An 18,152-nucleotide genomic window follows, 5' to 3' on the forward strand; every position below is an offset into this window, starting at 1 on the left:
GGCAGATTCCGTGGCAGACGCTCCCCTCGCCGCGAACGCGGACATCGAACACCAGCAGGACCGGACCGCGCCGCGCGGCGCGCTGGATCGGCTGGCCGGCATCGCGGTCGCCATCGCCGGCGCCGCCCTGGTCGGCATGGTCGCGGTGCAGGCCCTGCAGGTGTTCGCGCGCTACGTGCTCAACGATTCGCCGGGCTGGACCGAGCCGGTCGCGCTGCTGCTGCTGAACACCGCCATGAGTTTCGGCGCCGCCGCCGGCGTGCACCGCGGCTCGCACTTCGGCTTCTTCATCCTGGTCCACCGCTCGCGCCCGGCCGTGCGGCGCTGGCTGCTCGCGTTCTCCAACCTGGTGATCGCCAGCATCGGCGCGGTACTGGCGGTGTGGGGCGGAGAACTGCTGCTGGACGGACTGGATATCCCCATGGCCGGCGCACCGCTGCCGCAGAGCGCGGTGTACGCGCCGATGGCGCTGGGCGGCGCGCTGATGGCGGTGTTCGCGTTGCAACGCATGGTCGCGGCCCTGACCGCGCCGCTCACCGACCCCCACCGGAGCGCCTGATGGAAGTCGCGATACTTTTTGGCGTGTTCGCCGTGCTGCTGATCGTCGGCGTGCCGGTGGCCTACGCCCTGTCCTCGGCCGCGCTGGCAACCCTGATCTGCATCGGCCTGCCGCCGATCGTGGTGGTGCAGCAGACCGCGGCCGGCGCCGGCTCGGCCTCCCTGATCGCGATTCCGCTTTTCATCTTCGCCGGCGAAATCATGCTGCGCGGCGGCATCTCCGAACGCCTGATCGGCCTGGCCTCGGCCCTGGTCGGGCATCTGCGCGGCGGCCTGGGCCAGGTCAGCGTGCTGTCCTCGCTGTTCTTCGGCGGCGTGTCGGGCTCGGCCATCGCCGACGTCTCGGCGATCGGCGGCGCGATGATCCCGCAGATGGTCAAGCGCGGTTTCGACCGCGACTTCGCCGTCAACGTGACCATGACCGCATCCATGGTCGCGCTGCTGGTGCCGCCCTCGCATAACCTGATTTTGTACTCGGCCTCGGCCGGCGGCAGCATCTCCATCGCCGACCTGTTCGCGGCCGGTATCGTTCCGGCGCTACTGATGACGGTCACCCTGATGGCGACCTGCTGGGTGATCGCGCGCCGGCGTGGCTACGCGGTCGAGCCCTTCCCCGGCTTCGGCATCGTGCTGCGCCGTTTCGTCGCCGCGCTGCCGGGCTTGTTGCTGGTGGCCCTGATCTTCGTCGGCATCCGCGCCGGCATCTTCACCGCGGTCGAGAGCGCGGCCATCGCCGTGGTCTACGCGCTGCTGGTGACCGCGCTGGTCTATCGCAATCTGCGCTGGCGCGATTTCCTGGAGACCGTCACCGGCGCCGCGCGCACCACCGGCATGATCCTGTTCGTGATCGCCTCGGCGGCCTCGTTCGGCTGGCTGCTGGCCTATCTGCAGGTGCCCACCGCCGCGGTCGAGGCCTTGACCTCGCTGACCACCGACAAGAACCTGCTGCTGTTGCTGATGATCCTGATCCTGCTGGTGCTGGGCACCTTCATGGACCTGGCGCCGATGATCATCATCTGCACGCCGATCTTCCTGCCGCTGGCCAAGGCGATCGGCGTCGACCCGGTGCACTTCGGCGTGATCCTGATTCTGAAGGGCGGCATCAGCCTGATCTCGCCGCCGCTGGGCTCGGTGCTGTTCGTGGGCACGGCGATCGGCAAGATCAGCATAGGCGAGACCCTGCGCACGATCTGGCCGTTCTGGCTGGCCGCGCTGGCGGTGCTGCTGGTGGTGACCTTCGTGCCGCAGCTGTCGCTGTGGCTGCCGGCGCTGTTGAAGTAGGCACGCGATGTCCACCGGGGACATCGCCGGCGCAGGCGGCTAGAATCGGCTCAGCCCCGGTGCCCGCACCGGCTCGTTTCTCCTTCGCCGAGCCGCCATGAATCCTGCCCCCCCGCGCGGCTCGCGCCGCGGACCGCGCAGCGCCCGTTCCGCCGATGCGGCCGCAGGCGAGGCCGCGTCGCCGCGGATGCCGGCACCGGGCAAGGCCACCATCAACGACATCGCGCGCCTGGCGGCGGTGTCGAAGAAGACGGTGTCGCGGGTGATCAACAACTCGCCGCTGGTGCGCCCGGACACGCGCGAGAAGATCCAGTCGCTGATGAAACAGCTGGGCTACGCGCCCGATCCGCAGGCGCGCGGGCTGGCGTTTCGGCGCTCGTTCCTGATCGGGCTGGTCTACGACAACCCGACCGCGCAGTACATCGTCAACATGCAGTACGGCGCGCTCGACGCCCTGCGCGATTCCGGCTACGAGCTGGTCGTGCACCCCTGCGACAGCCATCGCGAGGACTACATCGACGGCATCCGCCGCTTCGCGCTGCAGCAGAAGCTGCACGGCGTGATCCTGATTCCGCGCGTGTCCGAGGACGACCAGCTGGCCGCGGCCCTGCGCGAAATCGACGTGCGCTACGTGCGCATCGCCTCGATCCCGCTGGACGAGCCGGCCAACATGCTGCACACCCAGGACCGCCTGGCCGGCGTCGAAGCCGCCAACTACCTGCAGTCGCTGGGCCATCGGCAGCTCGGCCTGATCACCGGCCCGCGCCGCTACCGCTCCTCGATCGAACGCGGCGGCGGGTTCCGCCACGGCCTGGCCCAGCGCGGTATCGAGCTGGCCGAGGACTATGTGTTCGAGGGCGGCTACACCTTCGAGTCCGGCGTGGCCGGCGCCGAGTACTTGCTGGCGAAGTCGCCGCGCCCCACCGCCATCTTCGCCTGCAACGACGAGATGGCCGCCGGCGTGTACAAGGCCGCGATGCGACGCGGCCTGTCGATTCCGGCCGATCTGTCGGTGGTGGGCTACGACGACAGCCCGCTGGCGACCCAGCTGTGGCCGGCCCTGAGCACCATCCACTCGCCGATCCGCGACCTCGGCCGCCAGGCCGCGCAGATGCTGTTGGCGCCGGAACCCGAGGACGGCGACGCCCCCGCCGAGCCGGTCTCGGTCACCCCGCACCTGGTGGTGCGCGACTCCAGCCAGCGCCCGCCGGCCTGAGCCCCCGCCGCCGGCGGGCAGCCCGAATCCAGCTTCCGAATCGCGCTACGACGCGGCCGCCCGCGCATGCCCGCGGCTTCGTGCACGGCATTTTGACACCGGTTACCAAAACCCCGTTATGATCCCCGGATCAGCCGCCGCGGGCGGCAACGCAGGCATGCGCTTTCCGGAGGCCCGATGTTCCGCAAGACCTACCACGCCACCCATCCCGACATGATGGCCGGTGCCAGCAACGAGCAATTGCGCGACCGCTACCTGATCGGCGAGCTGTTCGCGCCCGGCGAAGTCCGTCTCAACTACTCGCACAACGAGCGCTTCGTGATCGGCGGCGCCGCGCCCGTGGCCGCGCCGGTGGCGCTGCCGGCGCAGGCCGAACCGGCCTCGGCCGCCGGCCAGCCCTTCCTGGCCCGGCGCGAGCTGGGCGTGGTCAACGTCGGCGCGGGCGCCGGCACGGTCACCGTCGACGGCCAGGCCTATGCGCTGCAACCCAAGGACGGCCTGTACGTGCCGATGGGCAGCGCCCAGGTCGAGTTCGCCTCCGACGACGCCGCCCAGCCGGCCAAGTTCTACCTGGCCTCCACGCCCGCGCACGCGCGCTACGAGACCGTGCACATCTCGATCGACAAGGCGGTACCGCTGGAACGCGGCGCGCTGGAGACCTCGAACGAACGCACCATCTACCAGTACATCGTGCCGGCCACCTGCCAGTCCTGCCAGCTGCTGCTGGGCCTGACCGTGCTCAAGACCGGCAGCGTCTGGAACACCATGCCGCCGCATCTGCACGACCGTCGCTCCGAGGTCTATTTCTATTTCGATCTCGGCGACCAGAGCGTGATGCACTTCATGGGCGAACCGGCCGACATGCGCCACCTGGTGATCCGCAACGACGAGGCCGTGGTGTCGCCGCCGTGGTCGATCCACATGGGCTCGGGCACGCGCAACTACTGCTTCATCTGGGCGATGGGCGGCGAGAACCTGGACTACACCGACATGCACCAACTCGATCTGTGCCAACTCAAGTGAGGCCGCGCGCATGAGCGTTTCGCCGTTCGATCTCAGCGGTCGCGTCGCCCTGGTCACCGGCGGCAATCGCGGCCTCGGCCAAGGGCTGGCCCTGGCGCTGGCCGCGGCCGGCGCCGACATCGTCGCGGTCAGCACCGGCGCGGCCACCGACACCGGCCGGCACGTGCGCGCGCTGGGCCGGCGCTTCCACGCGATCGAAGCCGATCTGTCGACGCTGGCGCCGATCGCGGGCATCGTCGAGGAATCGGTCGCGCAACTCGGTTCGGTCGACATCCTGGTCAACAACGCCGGTCTGATCCGGCGTGCCGACGCGGTCGATTTCAGCGAGGCCGATTGGGATGCGGTGATCGACGTCAATCTCAAGAGCGCGTTCTTCCTGGCCCAGGCGGTGGGCCGGCGCATGATCGCGGCCGGCGGCGGCAAGATCATCAACATCGCCTCGATGCTGTCGTTCCAGGGCGGCATCCGCGTGCCCTCGTATACCGCCAGCAAATCCGGCCTGGCCGGCATCACCCGCCTGCTCGCCAACGAATGGGCCGGCAAGGGCGTCAACGTCAATGCGATCGCGCCGGGCTACATGGCCACCGACAACACCGCCCAGTTGCGCGCCGACGAGGGCCGCAACCGCGAGATCCTGGCGCGCATTCCGGCCGGGCGTTGGGGCGACCCCTCCGATCTCGGCGGCGCCGCGGTGTTTCTGGCCAGTCGCGCGGCCGACTACGTGCACGGCGCGATCCTGCCCGTGGACGGCGGCTGGCTCGCGCGCTGAGGGTTAGTGGAGGGTGTCGGCATGAGGAAGCAACGCTGGTCGCGACTCGTTTGCCTGCTCGCGCTCGCCTTGTGCGCCGGCGTCGCGCAGGCCGCAGCGCCGGCCTGCGCGCCACGCAGCGGCTCCTATGTCGAACAGGCGCGCGATCTGGCCGTGGACCAGCCCGGCCCGCATGAAGGCCAGGGCCGCACCACCGCCTATCCCTTCTTCGAGCAGGCAGCGGATTTCGACCTGGTATTCCGCCAGCGCGCGCTGCATCGCGGCGCCAGCATCGGCGAGCACCGCAACGACAAGGACGAGATCTATTACGTGCTCAGCGGCCGCGGCGAACTGATGCTGGACGAAGCCCGCCGCGAAGTCGGCCCCGGCGACGCCATCCTGACCCGCAAGGGCAGCACGCACGGCCTGAAACAGCTAGGCGAGCAGGATCTGGTGATCGTGGTGGTCTACCGCCGCGTCCAACCCGCCGAGTGCTGATCGCCCCATGCCGTGAAGTAGCTGGCCCCGCGTCCCTGTAGGAGCGGCACACGCCGCGACCGCGAAGCCGCAACTACGACGAAACCAACGGCGCACGCCGAATTCCGGGTCGCGGCGTGTGCCGCTCCTACAGGGAGCAGGCGGCCTCCCGCTTTCTGTGGGAGCGGCGTAAGCCGCGATGCGGCCGCGCGCTCGCGGCGTAAGCATCGTCATGGCCGTGCGCTTATCGCGGCTTACGCCGCTCCCACAGCGATAGAGCGCCGGCATCCCAGCCCCGCAAGCCTTGGGACTACGTGTACGAGGCGCTCCCCACAAACGAAACGGCCGGCGATTCGCATCGCCGGCCGTCGCGTCAAACACCTAAGCGCGAATCAGAAACGGTAATCGGCGCTGACGTACCAGAAGGTGCCCGGCAGGTCGTAGGTGCCCGCGTCGTAACCGTTGAGCGAGCAGGTCACGCACACCGGCGGGTCCTTGCCGAACACGTTGTTGGCGCCGGCCGACAGCTTCAGGCCTTCCAGCGTGAACGCGTTCTTCCAGCCGAACTGGATGTCGTGATAGGTCACCGAACCCAGGGTGTTGACGTTCTGCGGGTTCAAGCAGCCCGGCTTGGGACCGGCGTAGACCGAGTTGCCGCAGTCTTCGTCGACCGAGGCGATATAGCGCACGTTCCAGCTGGCGTCGAAGTCGCCCTTGTTCCAGCCCAACTGCAGGTTGGTCTGCCACTCGGGAATCGCGCTGTCGGCCACTTCCACGCCGACCTTGCGCTGGGAGACGTTGCCGTCGATGTCCACCGCCTTGTAGTCGTTGACGAAGGTCGACTGCAGACCCGCGGTCAGACGGCCCCAGCTCCAATCCGGGCTGGCCCAGTTGACCTTGATGTCGACGCCGTCGGTCTTGACGCTACCCAGGTTGCTGAGGAAGTTGTTGGGCGGGTTGAGGTTGCCGCTGGCCGCGCGCGAGAACGGCGAGCACACCGACGGGGTGGTACCGCCGCTGGCCAAGCACGCGTTGAGCAACGCCTGCAGATCGCGCGCCTGGATCGCGCCGTCGATCTTGTGGTGGTAGTAGTTCAGCTCGAGGTCGAGCTTGCTCGACCACGACAGGCCTTCGGCCCAGCTCGGGCTGTAGACCAGGCCGACGGTGTAGCTGTCGGACTCTTCCGGATCCAGGTTCGGATTACCGCCGGTGAAGGTGGTGATCTGGGTGTTGGCCTGCTCGAAGCCGGGCGGCACGCCCTGCGCGTTACAGCCGGCCACGTACTGCGGGGCCGGGCCGCCGCCGCCGGTCGGACCGCAGGGGTCGACCAGGCTGGCGCCGAACTGGGTCAGGCCGTACAGCTCGCCCAGGTTGGGGGCGCGGAAGCCCTGCGAGTAGGTACCGCGGATCACCAGGTCCTCGATCGGCTGCCAGCGGAAACCGGCCTTGCCGGTGGTGGCGCCACCGAAGGTCGAGTAATCCGAGTAGCGGATCGCGGCGGTGATGTCCAAGGTCGACAACACCGGGAAGTTGAACTCGGTATAGATTTCGCTGACGTCGTAGTTGGCGTTGACCGGCGCGGCGAACGAGTCCTGCGATTCGCCGGTCTGACGCAGCGGATCGGGGTTGAACTCGCCGCGGTAACGGCGGTGCTCGACGCCGGCCGCGAAGCCGGCGGCGCGATCGCCGATGTCGAACAGATCGCCGGTGATGTTGGCCGAGAACAGGTCCAGCACCTGCTTGCTCGAGTCGATCTGCTTGGTGCGGATCCAGTCGATCATGGCCTGCGTCATCGGACGCGCCTGACCGCCGAACAGGTCCAGCGGCACGCAGCCCGGCACCGCCGCGCACACCGCCGGATCGCCCAGGGCGAGCTTGATCTTGGCGACGTTGTAGCCGTTGCGGAAGGTCTGCTCGGCCTTGTTCTCCGAGTGCACGTAGTTGGCGTCCCAGCCGAAGCCGCGCTCGCCGATATCGAACACGCCGTCCAGGCCGATGTTGAAGTAGGTGGTATCGACGTCCTGCTCGAAGATGCGCGGGCCGACTTCGATCGGACGCTTGGTCACCCAACCGAAGTTGGTGGCCGGGTCCAGGGTGATGCCGAACGGGTTGTACGGATTGTTGGCGTGCACGATCACCGTGTCGGCGATGCCGCCGGTGCCGGCGAAGGGACCGACGAAGATCGGTTCCGGCGCGGCCTGGTTGGTCGAGGTGCGGTTGTTGTACAGCGCCTTCACGTGCAACCGGGTGTTTTCGGTCAGGTCGTAGTTGAGGCTGGTGAACAGCGCCTTGCGCTTGCTCGGGGTCAGCAGCAGGTTGAACGGCGCGAAGTTGAAGCGGTCGGCGCCGCTGAAGCCGTGGTAGGTGCCGCCGTTGGGGTTGTTCGGATCGAACACCGGCACGGTGGTGCCGTTATTGAGGGTGATGTCGTACCAGTTGTCGCCCGCCGCGTCGCAACCGCCGACGCCGGTGACCGGACGGCTGGGATCGCAGAAGGTGAAGCGGCCCTGCGGAATGCCCGAGCTGCCCGCGGCCAGACCGCCGCCGGGTACCGGCTCGGACGACTGCTTCCAGCTGCCGGAGCTGATCGCCTTCTGTTCGAAGTAGCTGGCGCCGAACACGGCCGACCAGCGCTCGCCGGCGCCGCCCAGGGTCATGCTGGCTTCGGTGGTGTCGCCGCCGTCGCCCCACTGGCCGAAATAGGCGTGGACTTCGGCGCCGTCCAGCTTGCGACGGGTGATGATGTTGACCACGCCCGCGATGGCGTCGGAGCCGTAGATCGCCGAGGCGCCGTCTTCCAGCACTTCGATGCGCTCGACGATCGCCAGCGGGATGGTGTTGACGTCGGCGCTGCCGCTGACGCCCGATGCGGAGGATTCGTTGACCCAGCGGATGCCGTCGACCAGCACCAGCACGCGCTGCGAACCGAGGTTGCGCAGGTCGACCTGGGCCGAGCCGGCGCCGATGCCGCCGCCGTCCGGCGGATAGCCGAAGTTGCCCGAGGAGTTGAACTTGGCGTTGAGCGCCTTGCCGCCGGCGGTGAGCTGCTGCAGCACTTCGCCGACGGTCTGCACGCCGGTCTTCTCGAGCTTCTGGCGATCCAGCACGAACACCGGCTGGGCGGTGACCGCGTTGGTCTGTTTGATGCGGGTGCCCGTGACCGTCACCGTGTCCAAGGTAGTGGCCGAGGGGGCGGGGGCGGCGTCCTGTGCGGCGGCGAGGCCGGGCAGGCTGATCAGCAACGACAACTGGATGGCTTTCGCCAAGGACTGGCGGCGCAACGGCTTCATCTCTCTCTCCCTAAGTTAAGACGTGGCTGTGTTTTGTTTTGGGCGCCGGGCCCCTGTTCCCTGGCGTCACGAGGTTGTAAACAATTCGTGAATCCGCCACAAGCGGCAAAGTACCCTGTGTCGCCGCGAATTGCCGATTTCGCGACGCAGGACACCGCTAGGCCGCCCGTTCAGGCAGTCGATTTAATAAAAATCAATTAGTTACATATTCAGCTGGCGATCAGACGAGCGCCACGGCCGCTCCCACGGCCCACCGCATCGGGCGCGGCCCTGCCTATTCCGACGGGCGCCGGCCCCCGCGCCCACCCACCGCCCGGCCCGCGAATCGCGGCTCAGCCGCCCAGCAGCAGGCTTACCGCCACCACCACCAGGAAGGCCGCGAACACCCGCTTCAGGGTCGCGCCGCTCAATCGGTGTGCCAATCGTGTGCCATAGGGCGCGGCCAGCACCGAGGCGATGGCCACGCCGATCGCGGCCGGCAGGTAGACGTAGCCGATCGCGTGGTGCGGCAGGGCCCCGGGCGGGGCGTGCAGGGCGTAGCCCACCGCCGAGGCCAGGCCGATCGCGACCCCGCAGGCCGAGGAGGTGCCGACCGCGCGCACCGGCGCGATCCCGCGCCAGACCAGCAGGGGCACGGTCATGCTGCCGCCACCGATCCCGACCACCGCCGAAACCGCGCCGATGCCGACCCCGGCCGCGCTCATGGCCACCCCGCGCGGCGGCGGCTCGTGGTCGGCCACGGCCGCGCGGTTCTTGCCGAACAGCAGCTGCGCGGCGGCGATCAGGCAGTAGCCGGCGACGATGTAGCGCAGCAGATCGTCGTCGATGCGCACCGCGACCATGCTGCCGAACCAGCCGCCGATCAGCAGGCCCGGCACCATCCAGGCCACGGTCGGCCAAAGCACGCTGCCGCGCTTGGCATGCGCGCGCGCCGACGCTGCCGCGGTCAATACGATGCTGGCCAGCGAACTGGCCAGCGCGGTGTGCATCGCCGCTTCCTGCGGCACGCCGACCCAGGGCGCCAGCCACGACAGCGCCGCGACCAGCACCAGACCGCCGCCGACGCCGAGCAATCCGGCGAGCACGCCGGCGACCGCTCCGAGTAGCAGAAATACCAGCCAAGCGATCGTCACGGCGTCTCCTTGCGTTGCTTGAGTAGGATGCGGCAGCCGCCGGCGAACCGCATCGTCGCGAGGCGAGCGATGCGCGTCGCGATTCGCGTTGCGCTCGTCACATCCTACGACGCGCGCCTGCCCGACGGGTCGCCTTCACGCCGGAGATTCATCGTCGCTGGGCTATAGTCCGGCTCATGCTCCCACGCCCTCTCCCCCTGTTGTTCGCCGCGCTCGCGGCCACCCTCGCCACCGCCGCCTGCGCGCAGACCACGGCCGCGCCGCCGGCCGTCGCCAGCGTGCCCGCGCCCATCGCCGATCCGCTGCTGCCGCGCGTGCGCGCTGCGCTCGAAGCCGCCGAAAACGGCAGCTTCGATGCCGCCCAATACGCCGATCTCGCCCGCCATCCGCTGTACGGCTGGATCGAATACGCTGGCCTGCGCCGCAATATCGATTCGCTGTCGAACGCGCAGGCGCAAAACTTCCTCGCCCGCTACGGCGACCAGGCCGCCGGCGGCGCCTTCCGCGAGATCTGGCTGGCCGCCAGCGCACGCCGCGAGGACTGGCCGGCCTTCCTTGCGGCCTGGAAGCCCGAACTGGTCAAGAACACCGCGCTGCGCTGCGCCGAACTCAGCGCGCGCCAGGCCCTGCGCCGCGCCGACGCGCAATGGACGCGCGACGCGCAGGCGGTATGGAGCGCCAGCGGCAAGGCCCTGCCCAACGAATGCGACGCGCCGATGGCGCTGCTCGCGGCCCAGGGCGGGCTCGACGATACCCTGCGCTGGCAGCGCATCGACGCCGCCGCCGCGGAAGGGCTGACGGCGGTGATGCGCAGCGCCGCGCGCGGCCTGCCCGCCGATCAACAGGCCCAGACCAACGATTACGCCGCCTTCATCGATGGCGTCAACGAGCGCGCGCTGAGCTGGCCAAAGACCGAACGCAGCCGACGCATGGCCTCCTACGGCCTGGCGCGCCTGGGCAAGTCGGCACCGGCCGCGGCCGAAGCGCAACTGCCCAAGTACGCCAGCGCGCTGGGCTTCAGCGACGAAGACCGCGGCCGCGTGCTGTACCAGACCGCGCTGTGGACGGTGGCCTCGTACGGGCCCGAGTCCGCCCAGCGCCTCAATGCCGTGCCTGCCGTGTCCTACGACGAACGCCTGCACGAGTGGCGCGCGCGCGAGGCGATGGCGCGCTCGGATTGGGCCGGCGCGCTGGCCGCGATCCGCAAGATGGGCGCCAAGCAGCGCGGCGACTCGCGTTGGCAGTATTTCGAGGCGCGCCTGACCGAACGCGCCGGCGACAAGGCCGGTGCCGACCGCCTGTACCGCGAGGCCGCGCGCAAGCCCGAGTTCCACGGCTTCCTCGCCGCCGACCGCATCGGCCAGCCCTACGCGCTGTGCCCGCTGATCCCCAACGACAGCGCCGCCGCCAAGGCGACGATCGCGCGCGATCCGGCGGTGCTGCGCGCGATGGGCTTGTACAAGATCGAGCGCAAATCCTGGGCGGTGCGCGAGTGGGACGACGCGCTGTCGCGCTTCGACAACGACCAGCGCCGCATCGCGGTCGAGGTCGCGCAGAGCCACGGCTGGTTCGACCGCGCGGTGTTCTCACTGGGCAAGGGCAATCCCGAAGAGCTGCGCCTGTACAACCTGCGCTTCCCGCTGCACCACGACGCCACGATCCGGCGCGAGTCGGCCAAGAACAACCTCGACCCGGCCTGGGTCGCCGCCGAGATCCGCGCCGAAAGCGTGTTCGATCCCAACGCCCGCTCCGGCGCCAACGCTATGGGCCTGATGCAGGTGGTGCCGGCCACCGGCGCCAACGTGTCCAAGCGCCTGGGCCTGCCCTGGGGCGGCGCGGCCACGCTGTACGACTCCGACACCAACATCATCCTGGGCACCGCCTACCTGCGCGAGCTGCTGGACAAGTACGGCGGCCAGCCCTACTTCGCCATGGCCGGCTACAACGCCGGTCCGGCGCCGCTGGCGCGCTGGCAGTCGCAGCGCCCGGGCATGGACGCGGACTTCTGGATCGAGACCATCAGCTACAAGGAAACGCGCGAGTACGTGGCGCGCGTGCTGGCCTTCAGCGTGATCTACGACTGGCGCCTCAACGGCGACGCGATGAACATGACCGACCGCATGCGCGGCCGCATCGACGCGCCGCGCAAGCGTTTCGTGTGTCCGCTGGCCGCCGCGCCGGCGGCCAAGTCGCCGTGAACACCGCGGCGCGGCGCCACGTCGTCGTGCTCGGCGGCACCGGCTTCGTCGGCAGGCGCCTGGTCGCGCGCCTGTTGCGCGACGGGCATCGCCTGACCGTGCTCAGCCGCGGCGGCGATCCGGCCAAGCGCGCGCTGCTGCCGCGCGATTCCAGCCTGATCGAAGGCGACGTGCACGACGCGGGTTTCCTGCGCGCGGTGCTCGACGACGCCGACGCCGTGGTCAACCTGATCGGCATCCTCAACGAACGCGGCGACGACGGCAGCGGCTTCGAACGCGTGTACGTGGGTCAGCTCGAGTCCCTGATCGAAGCCATGCGCGAGATGGGCGTGCGCCGCCTGCTGCAGATGAGCGCGCTCGGTGCCGGCAGCGGTGACAGCCATTACCTGCAGGCGCGCGGCCGCGCTGAGCAGCGCGTGCGCGCGTCCGGCCTGGACTGGACCCTGTTCCGGCCCTCGGTCATCGCCGGTCCCGGCGACGGCCTGTTCTGCCGCTTCGACCAGTTGCTGCGTTTCGCGCCGGCGCTGCCGATCGGCCGCGCCGAGGCGCGCTTCCAACCGGTCTGGGTGGGCGACGTGGTCCAGGCCTATGCACGCGCGCTCGCCGACGGCGGCAGCATCGGCCACAGCTACGACCTGGTCGGCCCCGACGTCTACACCCTGGCCGAGCTGGTGCGCCTGACCGCGCGCGCGCGCGGCCGCCTGCGCGCGGTGATCCCGTTGCCGCAGGCCTTGGGCCGCCTGCAGGCCGGCATCGGCGAACACCTGCCGGGCAAGCCGATCAGCCGCGACAACTGGCGTTCGCTGCAGACCGACTCGGTCAGCGCCGACAACGGCCTGCCCAAGCTCGGCATCGCCGCGACGCCGGTGGCACCGCGTCTGCGCGAGATCCTCGGCTTGGAGCCGGCGGCCGACTGAGGCCGCGTTGTGCAGCGAACAGCCGGACTGCAGGACGCGGTGACAATCGCATCGACGCGGTAGCTGTAGCGACGTTCGATGCGGTGCGCCTGCGGCTTACCGCATCCCGCGCCCTGAAGCGCGGCGCGCAGCGAATGTCCGGGCTTTGCAGGATGCGGTGACAACCGCATCGACACGGTAGCTGTAGCGACGTTCGATGCGGTGCACCCGTGGCTTACCGCATCCCGCGGCCTGAAGCGCGGTACGCAGCGAATGTCCGGGCTTTGTAGGATGCGGTGACAACCGCATCGACGCGGTAGCCGTAGCGACGTTCGATGCGGTGCGCCTGCGGCTTACCGCATCCTACGGCCGGCGACGCCTGCGCCTTTGCTCGTCATTCCCGCGCAGGCGGAAATGACGAGCAAAAGAGAAGGCCACCATGGCCTCCGCCACGTCGCACCACTCGCCCCATCGCCCAACAAGCCTTAGCATCGGTGTTCACCCCACACAGGAACGCCGCCATGGGCCTGCTCGACACCCTGCTCGGCCACGCCGGCGACAAGCCGGTCGACAAGATCGCCGAAGACTTCATGCCCCTGCTCGCGCCCGGCGAGACCGTGCAGCGCGCGTTCGGCGAGATCCGCGACCTGATCGTGTTCACCGACCGGCGCCTGATCCTGGTCGACAAGCAGGGCGTGACCGGCCGCAAGACCGAGTTCCTCAGCCTGCCCTATCGCAGCATCGTGATGTTCTCGCTGGAAACCGCCGGCCATTTCGATCTCGAATCCGAACTGCGGGTCTGGGTCTCGGGCCAGCCGGCGCCGATCGTGCGCCACCTCGGCCGCAGCAGCGGCGCCGAGGACATCATCGCGCTGCTGGCGCAGAACTCGCCGCGCTGAACGCGCGCGTTCGGCGGCGATGAGATGAAGACCTATCTGGTCGGCGGCGCGGTCCGCGATCGCCTGCTCGGACGGACGCCGGGCGATCGCGACTACGTGGTGGTCGGCGCCACTGCGCAGGCGATGCTCGAAGCCGGCTACAAGCCGGTCGGGCGCGACTTCCCGGTGTTCCTGCATCCGGACACCGGCGAGGAATACGCACTCGCGCGCACCGAACGCAAATCCGGGCGCGGCTATCGCGGCTTCGTCGTGGACGCCGACCCGTCGGTGTCGCTGGAGGAAGACCTGGGCCGGCGCGACTTCACCATCAACGCCATCGCCCAGGACGAGGACGGCGCGCTGGTCGACCCCTACGGCGGCGCGCGCGATCTGGAAGCGCGCGTGCTGCGCCACGTCGGCCCGGCCTTCGTCGAGGATCCGCTGCGGGTGCTGCGCGCGGCGCGCTTCATGGCGCGCTTCGCCGCCCTGGGCTTCAGTGTCGCGCCCGAAACCACCGCCCTGATGCGGCACATGGCCGAGTCCGGCGAGCTCGCCGAACTGGTGCCCGAACGCGTGTGGCAGGAACTGCGGCGCGCGCTCGCCAGCGAACGGCCCTCGGCCTTCCTGCGCACCCTGCGCGAGGCCGGCGCGCTGGGCGCGGTGCTGCCGGAAGTGGACGCGTTGTACGGCGTGCCGCAGCCCGCGCAGTACCACCCCGAGGTCGACAGCGGCCTGCATACCGAGCTGGTCTGCGACATGGCCGCGCGGCTGGCGCCGGGCGACGATCTGATCGGCTATGCCGCGCTCACCCACGATCTGGGCAAGGCGCTGACGCCGAGCGAGGCGCTGCCCAAGCATCACGGTCACGAGCGTGCGGGGCTGGAGCCCTTGCGCGCGCTCAACGAGCGCCTGAAGGTGCCGACCGAATATCGCCAGCTCGCCGAAGCCGCCTGCCGCGAGCATCTCAACGTGCATCGCTACGACGAACTGCGCGCGGCCACGGTGTACGAGCTGATCGCGCGCTGCGACGGCTTCCGCCAACCCGAGCGCGTGCGCCGCTTGAGCCTGGTCTGCGAAGCCGACAAGCGCGGCCGCACCGGCCTGTCCGAGGTCGCATACCCGCAAGGGCAGCGCCTGCGCGACGCCCTGGACGCCGCGCTCGCGGTGCGCGCCTCCGACATCGCCGCCGGCCGCAGCGGCCCCGAAGTCGGCGAAGCCCTGCGCCGCGCGCGTATCGCCGCGATCGCCACCGTAAACGGCAAGTAGGCCGGCTCGCCGCCTGCCCTGGCGCTCCCGCTCGGTAACGCCGCCCCCGCCGCTCCTACCCGGCCCTGCCGAGTCCGCTTTTCTGCTTTCTGTGGGAGCGGCGTAAGCCGCGATGAAGGCTCCGCACTCGTCGCGCAACTCGCGTCATCGCCGCAGCCCAATCGCGGCTTACGCCGCTCCCACAGCGCAGGCGCATCGCACACCGAACATCGCTCGCCCCTACCCACGTCTCTTCCGATCACTACCTGTAGGAGCGGCGCAAGCCGCGACCGCGAAATCGCACCCACGACGAAACCAACGACGCACGCCGAATCCCGAGTCGCGGCTCACGCCGCTCCTACCCGCCCCTACCAACTCTGCTTTCTGTTTTCTGTGGGAGCGGCGTAAGCCGCGATGCAGCCGCACCAACGACGAAACCAACGACGCACGCCGAACACCGAGTCGCGGCTCGCGCCGTTTCCACCGCGCCCTGCCGACTCCGCTTTCCACGGGAGCGGCCATGCCAGCCCAGCCCCAAAAAACGAAACGCCGGGCGGCCTCGCGGCCGCCCGGCGTTCCTACCACTCCATCGGTGTCGCGAATCAGAAGCGATAGTCCAGGCGCACGTAGTAGCTGCCGCCGTTCATGCCGAACGGCATGGTTTCCCAGCCGTACTTGAAGCCCAGCGACGGGAACGGGTTCACGCCCGGGTTGTCGGCGCCGACCGACCACTTGTCCGGGTACTGGTCGAAGATGTTGTTGCCGCCGACGGTCAGGTGCAGGTCGTCGGTGAACGAGTAGCGCACCGCCAGGTCGAACAGGGTCTTGCCGCCCCAGGTCTGTTCCGGCGCGAAGAACTCGCCGGTGACCGAACCGTAGTAGTTGGCGCGGCCGGTGATCGTCCACGGGCCGGTTTCGTACACGCTCTGCAACACGTGGTGCGCGCGCGGCTGGCCGCGCTCGACCAGGGTGATCTGGGCGGCGTCGAACAGCTGGCCCGGGGCCAGGATCGGCGAGTTCGAATGGATCTCGCGCACCTCGGTCTTGTTGAAGTGCACCAGCGCGGTCAGGGTCAGGTTGCTGCCGCTGGCGAACTCGGTGTTGTGGTTGGCGACGATGTCCAGGCCGGTGGTGCGGGTGTCGATGGCGTTGGTGAAGAACTGCGCCTGACCGACCCGGAACGGCGCCAGCGCGCCGGCGATCGGGCAGTTGCTGTTGTTGGCCGTGCAGGGCTGGCCATCGGTGCCGACCGACTCGGGCGCGATCACGCCGGAGAAGATGATGCGGTCGTCGATGTCGATGCGGAACAGGTCGGCGCTCAGCGAGAAGCGTTCGTTGGGCTTGAACACCATGCCCACCGAGCCGCTGCGCGAGGTTTCTTCCTTCAGCGGCGCCACGCCCAGCGCGCGGGTGACCGCGCTGTCCTGACGCGCGGTCAGGGTGTCGGTGAGGGTGCCGTCGGGGTTGAGGTTGGTCGAGACCTGGTTGTAGTACTGCTGCTGCACGCCCGGCGCGCGGAAGCCGGTGGACAGGGTGCCGCGCACGGCGAAGGTTTCGGTCGCGTTGAAGCGCGCCGACAGCTTGCCGGTGGTGGTGTTGCCGAAGTCGGAGTAATCCTCGAAGCGCACCGCGCCGCCAAGCAGGAAGCGCTCGCTCAGGTTGGTCTCGGCGTCGAAGTACAGCGCCATGCTGTGGCGGCCTTCGTCGACCTCGGTGCCAGGGGTGAAGCCGGGGAAGCCCTGGATGCCGCCCGCCGCGATGTCGCCGGTCTGGCCGCGAATGACGATGGCCGGGTTGTTGGTGCGGCCGTACATGTACGAGACCGGGTCGCCGGCTTCGATCGCGTAGTTGTCCTGGCGCCATTCGAAACCGGTGGCCAGGTACAGGCGGTTGTCGTTGAAGCCGTCGACGCTGCCGCGGAAATCCAGGTTGAACGTGGTCTGGTCGTACTTGAGCGTGCCGGTCTTGGCGGTGGTCGGCGAGGCGGCGTAGATGCCGGCGGCCGGATTGGCCGGATCGCGCGGTTCGTACCACCAGCTCACGTTGACCGAGTTGGCCTCTTCGAAGCCGAACTTGCTGCGGCCGTGGTTGATCGAGACATCCCAATCCCAGTTCTCGCCGATCGGCGCCTTGTAGCCCACCGCCAGCGAGGCGTCGTCGACCGTGGTCAGGATGTTGGGCAGGAAGCCGTTGGGATACAGCGCCGGCACCGTGCGGTTGTCGCCGGCGCTACGGAAGAAGCCGGAGGAATCGCCTTCGCGCCGCGAGATGCCGCCGAACCAGTACAGCTCGCCCTTGCCCACCGGCAGGCCGGCGTTGAGCCACAGGTAGTAGTCCTTGGCGTCGGCGTCGCCCAGGCGCTGGGTCACGCGCGGCGGATTGGTGCGCAGGCTGTCGGGGCCGGCGCGGTTGGTCTCGTTGCGGTTGCGCGCTTCGGCCGAGAGGTTGATGAAGCCGTCGGCGCCGAGCTTGAAGCCGGTGTTGACCGAACCGTGCAGCATCTCGCCGTCGCCGGCGTAGTACTGCGAGCCCTCGATCGACAGCTCGGTGTGGTCGGTCTGGCGCTTGAGGATGATGTTGATCACGCCCGCGATCGCATCCGAACCGTACTGGGCGGCGGCGCCGTCGCGCAGCACTTCGATGCGCTCGATCGCCGAGACCGGGATCGCGTTGATGTCGGTACCGGCCGAGCCGCGGCCGATGGTCTGCTGCACGTTGACCAGCGCCTGCTGATGACGGCGCTTGCCGTTGACCAGCACCAGCACCTGGTCCGGACCCAGCGCGCGCAGCGTGGCCGGGCGCAGGATGTCGGTGCCGTCGCTGACGAAGGTGCGCGAGAAGTTGAACGAGGGCTCCAGCATCTGCAGGATCTGGCCGACCTCGAGCGCGCCGGTGGCGTTGATTTCTTCGCGGCCGATCACGTCGACCGGCGCGGCGGTGTCCTCGGCGGTACGGCCGCGCACGCGCGAGCCGGTGACCTGGACGGTGTCCAGCGTGGTGGCGGTGTCCTCAGCGGGAGCCGGCGCTGCGGTTTGGGCGTAGACGGGGGCGATGGCGCTGGCGGCCATGGCGGCGGCCACGGCCAGCGCCAATCGGTTGCGGTGCACTGCGGACATGGTCGTTTCCTTGCGAATAAGGTTCGGGGGACGGACTTCCCGGAAGTCCGGCCCGAGATTCACAAGTTCTTAACCTTTGCGCAATACGTCGCG

13 protein-coding genes are annotated in these 18,152 nt (G+C 69.3%); 10 read left to right on the forward strand and 3 right to left on the reverse strand.

Annotation, left to right across the window (positions count from 1 at the left end; genetic code table 11):
* Nucleotides 1-43: 43 nt before the first annotated feature.
* From ASD69_RS17145 to ASD69_RS17170, 6 genes are all read left to right on the forward strand, one after another.
* The gene (locus ASD69_RS17145; RefSeq protein WP_056181322.1) at nt 44-559 is read left to right on the forward strand and encodes a TRAP transporter small permease; all 516 of its coding nucleotides are present in this window, start codon (nt 44-46) and stop codon (nt 557-559) included.
* Complete coding sequence (locus ASD69_RS17150) at nt 559-1,839, forward strand: TRAP transporter large permease (RefSeq protein WP_056181083.1); 1,281 nt, start codon at nt 559-561, stop codon at nt 1,837-1,839. Before ASD69_RS17145 ends, ASD69_RS17150 begins: the two co-directional genes overlap by 1 nt.
* A 187-nt stretch (nt 1,840-2,026) precedes the next feature.
* Nucleotides 2,027-3,055 carry a LacI family DNA-binding transcriptional regulator gene (locus tag ASD69_RS17155; RefSeq protein WP_056181325.1) on the forward strand — a complete coding sequence of 343 codons (1,029 nt, stop codon included), beginning with the start codon at nt 2,027-2,029 and terminating at the stop codon, nt 3,053-3,055.
* Between the two features lie 177 nt (nt 3,056-3,232).
* Complete coding sequence (gene kduI / locus ASD69_RS17160) at nt 3,233-4,078, forward strand: 5-dehydro-4-deoxy-D-glucuronate isomerase (RefSeq protein ID WP_056181085.1); 846 nt, start codon at nt 3,233-3,235, stop codon at nt 4,076-4,078.
* A gap of 10 nt (nt 4,079-4,088) precedes the next feature.
* Nucleotides 4,089-4,847, forward strand: a complete 759-nt coding sequence (kduD, locus tag ASD69_RS17165) for a 2-dehydro-3-deoxy-D-gluconate 5-dehydrogenase KduD (protein ID WP_056181088.1) — start codon at nt 4,089-4,091, stop codon at nt 4,845-4,847.
* Between the two features lie 21 nt (nt 4,848-4,868).
* A complete protein-coding gene (locus ASD69_RS17170; protein WP_082576582.1) occupies nt 4,869-5,324 on the forward strand; it encodes a cupin domain-containing protein in 456 nt (151 codons plus the stop codon).
* Nucleotides 5,325-5,695: 371 nt separating this feature from the next.
* Here ASD69_RS17170 and ASD69_RS17175 read toward each other — a convergent pair whose 3' ends face one another.
* Nucleotides 5,696-8,593 carry a TonB-dependent receptor gene (locus ASD69_RS17175; protein WP_056181093.1) on the reverse strand — a complete coding sequence of 966 codons (2,898 nt, stop codon included), beginning with the start codon at nt 8,591-8,593 and terminating at the stop codon, nt 5,696-5,698.
* A 332-nt stretch (nt 8,594-8,925) separates the two neighbouring features.
* Nucleotides 8,926-9,726 (reverse strand): sulfite exporter TauE/SafE family protein, encoded by an 801-nt coding sequence (locus tag ASD69_RS17180; protein WP_235567251.1) that lies wholly within the window; start codon nt 9,724-9,726, stop codon nt 8,926-8,928.
* Between the two features lie 176 nt (nt 9,727-9,902).
* On the opposite strand from ASD69_RS17180, the gene ASD69_RS17185 reads away from it, so the two are divergent.
* The 4 genes from ASD69_RS17185 (at nt 9,903) to ASD69_RS17200 (ending at nt 14,964) form a co-directional block, all read left to right on the forward strand.
* Nucleotides 9,903-11,924 carry a lytic transglycosylase domain-containing protein gene (locus tag ASD69_RS17185; RefSeq protein ID WP_082576583.1) on the forward strand — a complete coding sequence of 674 codons (2,022 nt, stop codon included), beginning with the start codon at nt 9,903-9,905 and terminating at the stop codon, nt 11,922-11,924.
* Nucleotides 11,921-12,841, forward strand: a complete 921-nt coding sequence (locus ASD69_RS22260) for a complex I NDUFA9 subunit family protein (RefSeq protein WP_056181331.1) — start codon at nt 11,921-11,923, stop codon at nt 12,839-12,841. Before ASD69_RS17185 ends, ASD69_RS22260 begins: the two co-directional genes overlap by 4 nt.
* A 500-nt stretch (nt 12,842-13,341) precedes the next feature.
* Complete coding sequence (locus ASD69_RS17195) at nt 13,342-13,719, forward strand: PH domain-containing protein (RefSeq protein ID WP_056181099.1); 378 nt, start codon at nt 13,342-13,344, stop codon at nt 13,717-13,719.
* Between the two features lie 24 nt (nt 13,720-13,743).
* The gene (locus tag ASD69_RS17200) at nt 13,744-14,964 is read left to right on the forward strand and encodes a multifunctional CCA addition/repair protein (RefSeq protein WP_056181102.1); all 1,221 of its coding nucleotides are present in this window, start codon (nt 13,744-13,746) and stop codon (nt 14,962-14,964) included.
* A 581-nt stretch (nt 14,965-15,545) separates the two neighbouring features.
* Here ASD69_RS17200 and ASD69_RS17205 read toward each other — a convergent pair.
* The gene (locus tag ASD69_RS17205; RefSeq protein WP_082576584.1) at nt 15,546-18,059 is read right to left on the reverse strand and encodes a TonB-dependent receptor; all 2,514 of its coding nucleotides are present in this window, start codon (nt 18,057-18,059) and stop codon (nt 15,546-15,548) included.
* Nucleotides 18,060-18,152 lie beyond the last annotated feature (93 nt).

It is taken from the genome of Lysobacter sp. Root604 (assembly GCF_001427505.1).
Lineage (GTDB): Bacteria > Pseudomonadota > Gammaproteobacteria > Xanthomonadales > Xanthomonadaceae > Lysobacter.